Here is a 13,203-nt window from a genome sequence, read left to right on the forward strand (position 1 = left end):
CCCCTATTTCACGGTCTTAAATTTTATAGAGTAATTTAGTAACTCTGGTGTTGCAGCTATCTCCGATGAAGAATTCCGTCTTAATATTGCTTTCATTCTAAAGTTAGTAGCTAAGTAATCATATTCGATTTCAATTGTCGCATTTCCATGAGTGTGTTGATGGTTTTCTGCTATCTGAGCTGCGTTAAAAGTTTCAGTAAATACAACCTTATTCTTCCATTGATAGTAATCAAAAGCTGTGTAAAGGTCATCTGGGTCCAGTGAGTAATCTTTCATTTCTGACCAGCTTTTATCTTTGTATAAGGTCTTATTATAGGTGTAAGTTTTTTCTGTTTCAGAAAATGGGAAAACAGTTTGTAGACGTGTATTTCTAGGACCTGCTATACTCCCATCAATTAGTTTTACAGAAATCGGCTGGTATTCACTAGTGTTTGGATTGTAATCCTCCATACTGTTAATCATCTCGTAGTCAATATATGGATAGTATGACAGTTGAATTGTCTTGTTATAAGCAGTACCTTCAAAAGTCTCTTTTGCTCTTCTTACGTCTGATTTGAAGTCGTCAAGAGCAATGGTCCATGGATTACGCTTAGTAACGTCAGGTTTATAATCCGCTGTATAAATATGATGAGGAGACATATTTTTTAGAGAGACAGTGGAGGAATTAATAATAACGAATTCATCTTTTGATAAAGCTATCCCATTTTTGTACAACTTAATAGTTTGTACCTCGCTTGGAAATCTCAGAATAGCTTGAATTCCATTAAAAAATAATCTTTCTCCAACAACATTAATCTGTCCTTGAGGTAGAATTGAAATCCAATCGCCTTGACTCGGGTTATCTTTATAAGAAATGTAATATTCGATAGATGTTTGTCTAGTTGAAGCAACGCCTCCTACACTATCAAACACAGGATGATTCTCATTCGTTACTAGTTCTATTTCTTTAACATTGCCTACTACCTCTATTGGTTTAGTTACTAGAGCCTGTCTTTCAGCAAAATTTTGATACTCTAATGCTACTTCTTTAATCCCCATCATATACTCAAACATATTGGTTGCTGTTACATTTTCTCCGTTACCCGTAGACATGCTAGACACATCTGCTGCTTTGCCAGGTGTTTGAATTGAAGGATTAACTGTTGATGTATCAGTATTAAATAGTAACGCCCCACCATTTACTGCAACATCTGATAAAGTAGACTGAGAATTAGCAGGTTTGTCAGCTGTAAGCTTCCCAGAATTCGTATTTGTTGATTTAAATAAATCTTGTACAGATTTAGTTGCCATTAAAATACCTCCTTAGTAGCTACTTGTCCGTTATGAATTGCAACAACATCTGCGACTGAACCTGAATAGGCTGTTGTTTGTTTAGATTGAACATTTGGGTTGTAGGTTGATGTTATAGTCTGACTAAAATTTTGTTTATCAACAAGTAACGAATTAACCTTTTCAGCTGTTCCCCATTGTTGAGAAATAGTTGTATCTTCCTCCTTTTCTGAATCAAGGTTCACACCGTATAACACAGCTTCTGATAAGTAATTTATAGTCTGATAGGAATTTTGTATGGCATTATTTTGAGCTAAAACAAAAGTAAGTCGACGTGCAAAAATGGGAACGGCTAATTTAATAGCCATAGAATAGCTATCTTGATATACATTAACGTGGTCAAGGTTAATCTTTTTCGCATTTTGATAGGTCGTAGTATCTGACTCGTAAACCAGGGAAAGCAGCTGCATAGGTTTAGTCGTATGCAAATTAAGTGCGATAGAAGAAATCGGCCCAGCTTTTCCTAAGAGAATAGAGAACTTAGTGAGAAACGAGCCACTTACTTTCTCTTCTTTAGTTAAATCCGTTTCGTATACAGGGGAAGGGTTTGAAATATTACACTTTTCCCAAACGATAGTTTGTGCTGACTGTACGATTTCAATCCCCGTAGTTATTCCAGAGGAATTAAAGTCGGTCTTAAAATCATAGCCGTTTGGGTCAATTTTTTGTCCTTCTAATGGCCATTGATAAGGATAATGGTCTACTAAACGAATAAATATATCGTCGAGTATGTACGCTAATTCTTTCCCTGCAGTAATAACTGGGTAATCCTTAAATGTACTGCCTGCAGCGTAATAAATGTTTTCAAGATAAACAGTTACCTTTTTATTTACATCTAAAGGATGAGAATACTCGATTTTCCAAGGTTCGAAATAGTCGGCTTTAGAAATGGAATATGCTTTTTCAATATAGTTAAATTTATCTGTCGCCATTAATTAATCACCTCGGGATTTATTGATACATCATCTACAGAATTGTTTGGTTTCAATGCCACTGAATACCAAAAACTTTGATTATTTCCATCAATAATGTTTTCAATCTCATAACTATCAGTATTATTTTGAATTGTATATGGAGACTGATACAAGATTTTTACTGTAGCTGTTCTATTCCCCTCTTCATCTTCTAGTAAATTTGTCCGAACTGTTTCCGATAATCTTGCATAATAATGGTGAAAAGTTCTTGATACTGAAGCAGGAGTAAGAATCATCCCATCTCTGTCTGCCCATAACTGTGAAGATACTTGTGCAACATCCGTTTCTATATATTTTGCTTCTTGGTTAGGGTCGAAATTGTATGAGCTTACTACCAGCCCCTCTTCCCCTTCCTTTTGCATATCTAACTGAGCAACTTTTTGTTTTAGCTTATCCAAATGATTTTTTATATCTTCGAGATTACCTTCAAAAATTCGTTCGTAATTTTGAGATAAACCTTCTAGTTGATTTTGCTCCAGAAACAAATGGATTAAATCTATTTGAACATTTGAATAAAACTCATTAAATTGTTCTGCAGTAATTTTTTCACTCAGTTTTACTGCTTTAGATTGCGGAGATTCTTTTTTTGCTACATTGTCAATTAAACGTTTGAACTCTTCTTCAGTTAGATTTTGAATTATCATCGTTTCCTGATTTTCGTTGATTACTTTCATGATTTCTCTTGCATCAACTGAAGGTAAAGTTCTCAAATAGTCATCAAAATAGGCCATTAATCCCACCCTTTCACAGAAATTATTTTATCGTCAAAAATATTGGTTCTGACTCTTACTTTGTCTAAGTCTCCCTTAATGGAGATTGAATTCATATAAATATACGAGCCACAATTATCACTTAGTCTTAGTTTGTTTATCTTCTTATTCAATGTAACTGGCGAATGTGAGTAAATGTAAACTAGCTTGTCTCCACTTCGTACTCCAATTCTTCCAGATAAGAGCATCGCTCTTTTTATTTCGCCAGATTTAGATTCATATTTTCCGTATTGTTTTATACCGTATTGAAATCGACTGTATCTAGGAATAAGTATCCCCTCCTGGGCAAATAAATAGAGGCTCTCCGGAGAGAAGCCTCTTTGAAAAATTAACCAGTCTAATAGGTTATGTCAATTGCTTTCATCTGGCCGAAGATAATTTGCGACCTATTTATCAACTACTGGTTTAGCAATTGGCTCTAACGATTTGATAATTTTATCTGCTACCAACTGTTTCAAATTTAACGGATTATATGTTTCAGATTCTTCTTTTGTTAGCTGAATAGTTCCAGACATAACACTGAGATTTAATCCATCATATCGAATATCACATTGGAACCCGGCAGCAACACTAATAAGTTCATCAGTGTTTAAATCATAGTTAAAGTCAGTGGAATGTAAGATTAATTTTACGTTCATTTATTTTCCTCCAAAGGGGATTCTTCCCCGAAAATTGAACTGTAGGCTATGCAGCTGTAAGAACGTTTCTAGAAATGTTTTCTATTACGGCTTTTGCTAAATCGCCAACAGCAAAGCTCTTAACTTCTTCTGGAGTCAAAAGCACTTGTCCATCGAAATGCCCGGTTTCAATTTGATTATCTAAAATCCGACAATTGAAAAAGACATTAATGTTAGATACTTCGTCACTATCTCCTGAATAGTTAAACTGTAGATTATTGACCGTGAATTTGCTCGTTTTCATAGACTACTTCTCCTTCTCGTGCAATAGTTAGTTCGTGAATTTGTCTTTGTAAATCTGAAACTTGTATTTGTAAATCATTGTTTTCTTGAGACATATGTTGTACTTGGCTTGACCAATTCTCAATTTCTTCTTGATATTGAAGCTCTTGTGCTTTTAACAAAACAATCTGATTTGCTAAAGAACCAATTTCAGCATTGTATGCTTGAAATGCCTTCTCAGAATTTATCTGTTTGTCCAATATTAGCTCTCCTCGATTCCTTTATAGAAATTCTCAAGAACATTCTTTTTGATTATGGCTTTCATATCAATCAAAGTCATAGACGAAAAGTCACTTTCACTGATAAATACATGCCCATCAATATGAGTCTTATCTTCAAACTTTGATATGAATGAAATTTTGTAATTACCAGCTGGTTGTCTTGAGTTCGAATTAATTACAAGCTCTTGAATTTCATTTGTAAAGTTAAATTTCGTCTTTTCTATAATAGCTTTTTTCATGTCAATAATTCTCATCGTTGCTACCTGAGCTTCTGTACAATTAATTTCTCCTTTTACATACGTTTTATCTGGATAAGTAACTGTAAAGGTAATTTTATAAGTACCGTCATCAAGACGAGAGTTAGTATTAATAAGGATTTCATTCATTGATTATTCCCCCTGTAGTTCCTTGATTTGTCTTTGCAAGTCTAAATTTATTGATTTTTGTTCTGCTAAATGTTCTTCATGTTTTCTAATACTTGGTATGAGAAGTGTCCATAATCGGTCGTAGGCTATACCTTCAATTTCTCCAGTTTCATCATTGTAAGAGAGATAATCATGAAGCCCTGCATCCTGTAGGTCCTCTGCTATTAAACCAAAATACTTTTTAGCAACTAATGAATCCTCAGATTTAGTCACACCTTCTGTCATCTCATCGGCAAGTTCTTCAATTTGTCGTTTATCAAACCAAGATTTTGGTTTAACAGTGAGTAAATTAGATGAGAGTTGGTCTGCATCTACAATGTCCGCTATCGACAGTTTATACTTAGAAGCTGAGGTGGAACGCCCTATTGTTCCTTGGCTAGTTACAAACATATTTACAGCATCAGAATACGTCCGGTCGTAGAGTCCACGTCCAGCCCAAATACGGGGGCTATTATCAGTTCCTATACCAAAGTTCGCCGTTTTTGTGTTGTTATGTTCAAAAACAATACTGGGATTTTGATTCAACATTATTCGATGTAAACCATTTTCGAGTTTTTCATTTAATTGCCATGTTGTCCATGTTGGATGGACCCTTATACGTGGCACGATAATTGCATTCCCTTGAAAATCTGCTTCTCCTTTGAAAACTGTAGGTCTATAAAAATTTACAAACCCAGTGCTTCGAGCACCTAATGAGATATTTTTGCCTGGTGCAGCCTCTATATCCGTGTTTCCACTAGAACCTGAAGCTTCACTCGCTAAAATTCTCGCATACCCACCAATATAAATATCGTTAGCGAGGTCTAGAGAACCTTGCTCCCATATTTTACCTATTCCTACACCATTCTTTCCCCAAGACATTGCCACTTCTGAAGTTGTTATCATTCCTCCTGAAATGGTAGTTTGATTTAGGGAATCTCTAACTACTATTTGCCATGGATAGGAAGTCAGTTTTGAAAACGAATAAACGGAGTTCACAGTTTTCTCATTAAGAAAGCTAAACGTGCCAGCTGTGTTACTATAAGCCGTCTTGGTCAGTCCTGCATAAGTGGTCCAGGCTGTATCACTCTTTGAAGTCTTATACTGGAACTCGATTGATAATGTGTTTTTTCCAGAAAATGAAGAAAATTTACCTGCTCTACTTACTATCAACTGGGACCCGAACCCATCTTCATCTCGTAAAATTGTTGCTGTAGTTATATCTGGTGAACTATAGGCTGTAATTGTCACAGCGACAGATTTCGTAGCAATTAATCCCCTCCCGTCTATTACAGTAGCAGTACACGTCAAGGACCCGGTTTTGCTAATATTTGATGCCGTGGCTGTAGATGTATTCCAAGATTGTCCATTAAAGTTTAAAGATGTTTGAGATACCGTACTACCTAAACTGGCTGTTGGTGAATTTACAGTGAACTTTATTTGGCTCAAGTATTGGAGATACACTGAAGCTCCTAATACTGTATTTACAGTAGCGTTAAGGTCAGCTACAGAAATACTACCTATAGATGGCTTTATAGATGAGGGAATCATTAAACTAATCGGAATTTGTTTGGTACCTATTGTTGTACTACCATTCTTTGTTACTACTGTTATTGTTCCTCTTCCGGTCATTGCTTTAGGGATTTGCGAAGCAAAGTCTGATGATTTAGGGGTATAGGTAACTGAGGTTGTAGCAGCTGTAGATATGGTCACATTTTTGTTACCAAAAAGCATTGTGACGGTATGAGTAAAGGCACTTGAAGCTCTAGGTAAACTGATAGTAAATGCACTATCCATATTACAAGTTGAGGGAGAGACGGCTGGGGTCGTCGCTCTAGGAATAGTGTTTAACGAATAAGACCCACTTGTTGTTACCTTTCCTAGCTTTCCTCCATGCCACTGAATACCTGTATAGTCAACCGATGCAGTTATATTGAATGATTTAGTACCATCAGCATTGTGCCCCACCGTTACAGTTTTGGTGAATAATGTTTTAGGTGCATCTCCCGGAGAGATATTGACATTAACTGATTTTGATTCACTTGTTCCATTTATATTGATAACGGCGGTTTTGTTATACCACCCGCTTGCTTCACTATAATATTTATTGGCTTTCAATTTGAGGGTGGCAGTCACACTCGATGTATTGTTCGCTACATTTTGTGTGGCTGTCCACGATAACTCAATTGTAAAAGCACTATTATTCGTGAAGGTTGTTGAACTACTTCCTGAAAGTGCCATTAATATTAATTCCTTCCTTTAAGCATTGCCGTCATATCTTACTACCGTGATTAACTCTTCACCTTTGAATTTCTCGATTTTATGATTTCCTACTTTGATAGAAGAAGAAATTTCCGCTGTATCAATTTGTAGTAAATTCCCGGTAATAGTTGCTATTGCGACGTTATCTTGTAAGAATTTCATATCTGTATTGGTAATATTGATTTTGAATTTATTTTGTTTTTCGCCAATGGTCAAAAAGTTATTATCAAACGTCATATACTTAGTTACATCAGCGATTACTCCAGTCGCATCAGAAAGTTTATCAGTAATATCAATCTGGAAATTGCCGGCATCAAGAGTAACTTCTGAAATTTTGGTATTGATAATGTCTGAAGCTTCTTCTAAACCACTAATTTTGTCAGTCAATGCATCTACTGATTCTTTATCGGGTTTAGATTCTATGGTTTCTTTCCAATCTGAGAACTGTGTGGACTGAGAAACAGAAGCAAAAATTCCTTCTGGAGTTAATTTCATTAGTGTCTCGTTAAATTGAGCCAGAGGTGCTGCATTTGGAACCCAGTTGTAATCAGTTGGATTATTTCCACCTACTAACGAAGTTCCTACAAATTGCATTTCTGCTTGGACTGGGTCATCTACAGGAGAAGGGGTATAAATTGTTCTAGATAAACCTTCTTCCAACTTCAATTCTTTGTATTGAACTGTATTAGTTGGAGTCGTAGCTGAATTGCTTCGAACTGCAATGACATTTAGAGATTGACGGCTCGCTGGAACCGTAAATGATACTGTAGAATAACCCTCTGTATTAGCAGGAATAGTATTCCCGAAGTGGTCGGTATACGTGCCTGTCCCGTCTGCATTTACAAATGTTCTACACAAAATCCTGACATCCGCATCAGATGCTTTGAGGTAAACAGTACCAGTATATGTATCTCCAGGAGTAACAGATAAAGCTCGCCCATTTGTTTTAGGGTCAACATAATCTCCCCAGTTAGTTAGACTATATGATTGATAAATTTCACTCGTACCTGTAAGGATATTTTCATTTGGATAGACTTTAGTGAAATGGAGGGTGCCGTCTTCACTATCTGAGTACGCTTTTTGTACGATACCTGAGGGATTTGGATTCCAATTGTAGTCAGCATAATTGTTACTATTAATTGGTGAGTACCCGATATATTTCATTTTTCCAGTTGGTTGGTCTTCAGAAGGTGATGGGGTATAAATCGAAGGAGTAGTAGAACGTTCTAGCTTAATTGACCGTTTTTTAACCTCAATCCATTGGGTATTATTTGTTAATATCCCAAAATAATTAACTGTTTCGCTTCGAGACGGGAATGTCAGTCTTTGAGTATAGGTTTGCCAAGTTGTAGTTGAAGTTGCATTCACTGTTCCGAATGTGAGGTTGGCTCCACCACTCATAATAAAATATGGTGTGGCTGAACCAGTACCACGAAATTGGAAGCTGATTGTATATACTTCTCCTGCAGAAGGTTCGAATCCTAATTTTTGACCGATACCGGTTTGTGGTGCTCCAATCGCTGCAATTTTCTTTCCGTCAGCTGTAGATGTAAATGTTCCCCCACCAGCATTCCACATCGCTATCCAATCTTTTGCTGAAGTAAATGCGGTACCGGTCAATAAGTTATCGTTTGGAATAGTTCTTGTAAAATCAACACTTCCATCCGAACTATTGGAATAAGCAACATTCAATTTACTATCTTCTGGAGCCGCCGCCCATTCGGTTGGTATCGTTCCTTCGACTAACATAGGCGAGCTGATAAACACATCTCCCGAAGCTGTAGATGCAGATGCAAATGTTCTTCCTATAATTACTGTTTTAGGAGTAGCTGGTTGAGATTGAGTCCACCTCACCCAATATCTTTGCCATGTTGTAGTTAGGTTAAATTGTATTGTTCCATCAGCATTCGTAGATGTTTTACCTTGTGAGGTTTCTGCAAAGCTTGTAGTATTTGGACTATAAAAGTAACAAGCCATCGCCTGTCCATTAACTGATGATTTTGCGTAGAAACTTAAAACATACTTTGGTTTGTCCGTAATCACTGTTAGTCTTCTCGCATAAGGGTCTTTGTAAGCCGAATTATGCGCCGCATTTTTGAATACAGCATTACCATTTAAAAAGACTTCATCCGTCAATATCCCTGCAGCTTGAAGTCCTGCAGAAAAATCACCAGTATTACCGAGCAGATTTCGATTACTCGTTGATAAATTGTTGATGGAAGATACGACTCCAAGACTTATTTCATCTGCTTTTATACTTAATTGAGCATCTGTATAAGACTTAGCAGTGCTTAAAGCTGTCGTGATATCTGCTTGGTCTGCAATTTTTACCCATGCACTCCATGTTGTAGTACTCGTAGAAAATCGTTGGTAATTAGCTATGTCACAAAAAGCTGTCTGATTTATCTTTCCTCCAGAAGCATCGTTCCATGGAACATCAGTTTCAAGTTTACAATAACTTCCAGTTGTCAAAGTATTCAATCCTAGAATAGCTAATGTCTTAAATTCCTCGACTTTTTGTTTTGGATAAGTAGTTTGGTACCACTGAGGGCTTTGATTTACACTTCTTGTATCTTTTATTGTCTTGTCCAATAAAATTGAAGCGTCAATTGCAGACTGCTCTACTTTTCTAGAAACATTAAGATTAATCTCATCGGATTTTATTTTTAGCTGGGCATCGGAATATGTATTCGCTGTTGTAATCGCATTAGCTATGTCACTATTAGCTACGCCTGTACCTTCATAGATATATAACTCTCTTAGTCTTACCGCTTTTCCAGGTTCAACATAAATACAAAAAGCTGTATTAGTTTTTACACGAATGGTTCCATCCATCCAGAATGGATTCTGATTAACTGTTTCACTTGAGATGTTTTCGCCACCTTGCGTTCCCATCTCAATCGTTCCGCTACCGCCACTGTTTACATTAGCTTTAACAGTATATGTTTTATTAGCAGCTAAAGAGTATGGAGAGAGAATCCAATAGGCTCTTGATTTTACAGTTCCAGTATTGTTTAGGACCATTCCACCTGAATCGTATGTTACTGTTATCCCGGCTTCCGCAACAGGTTTTGGTGACTGTTTTGAGAAGGTAGGGTCTTGAAACATGTTAACTATTCTAGCTATATCTGTTTGGACATTCGCTACCGAAGTAGTTAGTCCCCTGACTCCTAAATTTATTTCATCTGCTTTCAACCTTAACTGTGAATCAGAATACGATTTTGCAGTTAGAATGGCATCGCTTATTTTTGCATCATTATCCTCTGGTGCTTTTGTGTAGATAGTTGCTGCATTACCTAATTCAAACTTTATATTTTTTACAGAAGGAATTCGGCCTGAGTCATATGTCCCATAAAATGCTAACAGAGCTTTCGGGTCTGTAGTTGAGCCTGGCATTGGTCTGAAACTATAAGAATATCTTACATATTCGGTCGTAGCACTAATAGTCTTTGAACCAATTTGGTACTTTGTTGCACTCCCGTTTTGAGAATAGACATTAATTGGTCCAGCAATCTGAGATTTTAATTCAAAAGATACTGTATAGTACTTGTCCATTCCATGCTTATCTATCAATGGAGCCATATCCCAAGAAGGGTTATTTAAAAACTCGCTTTTTGAAGTTCTTTCAATGTCAGAATTTAAGAAGTAGTTAATCCCTAATGCTGTTGAAGTTTCTCTTAGACTAGACACTCCTGCTGTAATTTCATCTGCTTTAATTGTTAATTGTGAATCGGTATAAGATTTTGCCGTAATAGTTGAATTTTCAATAGCTTTGTCTACATCTTCTGGTGCTTGCGACCAATCGGTAGGCATGGTTGCAAATTCATACTTAATCTTTATTCCAGGGTCTTGGGTTGGGGTAGCAGCTACAATGGCACCTAGTCGGACATAGGCCGCCGTTGCTGGAATATCAATTATTTTAACTTGGTAATTTGAACCATCCAAAAATGGAAGTACAACATTAGAAATAAATTGCTGATTTGAATTAAAAAACGCCACTCTATTGGAATTCACTGAGTTTACGATTCTATTTGCATTCCAAACCTGATAAATTAGTTTGGTATCTGCTTTGATTTCAAAAAGTTCTGGAATAATTCTATGTTGAGCGGTACTAGATACTACCGCTCCAGTTGTTGTCTCAACATACCCACTTACTGTTTTTGAGGTAGCCCAAATATTTCGACCACTTATAGCTATTTTCCCTAAAGATGAATCTACACTTTCTTTTACTTGTAGACTAATACTGTCATTAGCTATTTTAAATTTTGAATCGGTATAAGATGTGTTTGTCGTAATCGCATTATTGACATCATCTCTAGTCGCTACTTGTGTTTTCGATGCTCCAATAGTCATACTTGAAACATTCATTGAAATATCACCAGTCGAAGGGTTAACAGAGAACACGTCTGTATTATTTTTCTTATTCGTAATTTTAAACCCGTTTGTAGAGTCTAAATAAATCTTAGATACAGTCGATTCTGCAACTAAACCAGTTGTAGTAATCTTGACTCCTCCATAACTGGTATCTGGTAAAAGAATAGCTGTAGCTATTAAGTGTTCAGCTGTGATGGACCTTGCCTTAATTTTATTCCCAGTTATAGAGTCTGCTTCTATTTTCCCACCATCGATTGTTGTTTTTCCTGTAGTCTTCCATTCAGACACTGTTGAGTTTGCACTGGAAGCTTTCTCTGCTGTTTCATTCAAACTGTTAACCGTGGCATCATCAAAAGAAGAAAAAGTAACATGTCCGTTCAAATCTATTCTAGCTGCAGATAATTTTGCTGTTTCCTTAGATAAGTTGAATGATGCTATAATTTCATCTGCATTAACTTTGGATTCTACTTTAATTTCTAGGTTAGTAACATCAGAAGTAGTTGCTACTGGAACTGTCTGAATATTTAATGAAGATACATTTAGGCTGATATCTCCTGTCTCAGGGTTAATACTAAGGATGTCTATTGCAGACTTTTTGTTGGTAATCCGCATTCCCTCATGAGAATTTATTACTATCGTGTTTGTCAGGGAATCTAATGTTAAACCTCTCGTTGAAATTATGACTCCGCCATATTCTGTATCGGGAAGCAATATTGTTCCAGCTTTTAGGTGGTCTACAGTAATTTCTCCTGCTAGAATCTTGTCTCCTGTTATAGAATCCGAAACAATGTGTCTGGCGAGAATTGAATTTGCTGCAATCGCCCCGGCTGTCACACTATTTGTCAGAATTCTTCCGCCATCAATAACAGTGCGACCATTTTCAGTTGATAGGACGATATCGATTCTTTCTTCGTTAAGAATATCTACAACAGTTTTTGAAATGCCATATATTTTGGCTTTCATGGCACACCCGCTTTCTAACTTTCTGCCAGAAACTTAAGCATTCTGATAGTGTTAGTCAATTAGAAAAACGAAAAAAGGACACAGATTACTATGTCCTTAAATCTAAATCTCCTATAACAAACGTGGACTCATTAAAGATAAACTCTAGCTTGTCATTCGGTTGTCCTAAATTGTGAGCAATCCATTTTTCTGAATCATTTAAATAGATAAAATAAATTTTCTCTTTTGTATTATCGTATACTATGTATCCTTTTACTTTAGGAGAATTTGTTAAATCAAGTTTTTGTTTAGGCACCTCAATACTAACACTTGAGTCCCAACTTCTTAACCTTCCGTTTATATCATGAAGTTCTTCTATATAAGTTTCTCCGTTAATTTGAAGCCCACAGAAATATATACAGTTAGAGTTTACGGTGTTGAAGGTTGAATACCCCATTTTCATACCAATACTTACACTCGTTTTTTCAGCGAGAGTAGTCAAACTTCTTTGCGCTTCCTCAAGAGACTTATTAACTTCGTCAATTTTACTATCTGTTTCAGTCTTATTATAAATAGAATTAGATTCAGTAACTTCAATACGACCTTTTACAAAGACGTTCCCCTCTAAATCCGTATTAAAGATTGTTTCATTATCAATATTTCTTCTGATTAAAATACCTAGAGTAGGATTGACCATAATTGTATTTCTAGGGGACCATACAGATAAACCATCAGTACCTGTAATTTTGACTTTCCCCTCATTAAGTAAATTAAAGGCTCCACCTTTGATAGAGATACCATCTCCATCAATTGTTACTTCGCCAGTTTTAGCAGCAACTAATATACCTTCATCAGACAAAGTTATAATTTCTCCTTCGCCAAACTTGGTTCCGGAACCTATCTTGATATACTTTGCATCAATTCGGCCTGTAGTAACATTACTACCGTTAATCATTGTAGTTTCATTG

Annotated in this window: 10 protein-coding genes; all 10 read right to left on the reverse strand. The window is 36.2% G+C overall.

What is annotated here, in order from left to right; genetic code table 11:
• Positions 1-3: 3 nt before the first annotated feature.
• Positions 4-1,290 carry a hypothetical protein gene (locus A5882_RS18475; RefSeq protein ID WP_086373406.1) on the reverse strand — a complete coding sequence of 429 codons (1,287 nt, stop codon included), beginning with the start codon at positions 1,288-1,290 and terminating at the stop codon, positions 4-6.
• Positions 1,290-2,261 carry a hypothetical protein gene (locus A5882_RS18480; RefSeq protein WP_086373407.1) on the reverse strand — a complete coding sequence of 324 codons (972 nt, stop codon included), beginning with the start codon at positions 2,259-2,261 and terminating at the stop codon, positions 1,290-1,292. The genes A5882_RS18475 and A5882_RS18480 overlap by 1 nt, the downstream gene beginning before the upstream one ends.
• Complete coding sequence (locus A5882_RS18485) at positions 2,261-3,034, reverse strand: hypothetical protein (RefSeq protein ID WP_086373408.1); 774 nt, start codon at positions 3,032-3,034, stop codon at positions 2,261-2,263. Before A5882_RS18485 ends, A5882_RS18480 begins: the two co-directional genes overlap by 1 nt.
• Before the next feature lie 425 nt (positions 3,035-3,459).
• Positions 3,460-3,711, reverse strand: coding sequence for a hypothetical protein (locus A5882_RS18490; RefSeq protein WP_086373409.1), 252 nt, complete (start codon positions 3,709-3,711; stop codon positions 3,460-3,462).
• A 46-nt stretch (positions 3,712-3,757) separates the two neighbouring features.
• Positions 3,758-3,994 (reverse strand): hypothetical protein, encoded by a 237-nt coding sequence (locus A5882_RS18495; RefSeq protein ID WP_086373410.1) that lies wholly within the window; start codon positions 3,992-3,994, stop codon positions 3,758-3,760.
• Positions 3,966-4,232, reverse strand: a complete 267-nt coding sequence (locus A5882_RS18500; protein ID WP_086373411.1) for a hypothetical protein — start codon at positions 4,230-4,232, stop codon at positions 3,966-3,968. Before A5882_RS18500 ends, A5882_RS18495 begins: the two co-directional genes overlap by 29 nt.
• Positions 4,233-4,234: 2 nt before the next feature.
• Entirely contained in the window at positions 4,235-4,639 is a 405-nt protein-coding gene (locus A5882_RS18505) for a hypothetical protein (protein ID WP_086373412.1), read from the reverse strand.
• Positions 4,640-4,642: 3 nt separating this feature from the next.
• Positions 4,643-6,898, reverse strand: coding sequence for a DUF859 family phage minor structural protein (locus A5882_RS18510; RefSeq protein WP_086373413.1), 2,256 nt, complete (start codon positions 6,896-6,898; stop codon positions 4,643-4,645).
• 18 nt (positions 6,899-6,916) lie between these two features.
• Positions 6,917-12,256, reverse strand: coding sequence for a hypothetical protein (locus A5882_RS18515; RefSeq protein WP_086373414.1), 5,340 nt, complete (start codon positions 12,254-12,256; stop codon positions 6,917-6,919).
• Positions 12,257-12,344: 88 nt separating this feature from the next.
• Positions 12,345-13,203: hypothetical protein (locus A5882_RS19930; RefSeq protein ID WP_176462060.1), on the reverse strand; the 859-nt coding region annotated here is incomplete at its 5' end.

The organism is Enterococcus sp. 4E1_DIV0656, assembly GCF_002140695.1.
GTDB classification, from domain to species: Bacteria; Bacillota; Bacilli; order Lactobacillales; family Enterococcaceae; genus Enterococcus_D; species Enterococcus_D entomosocium.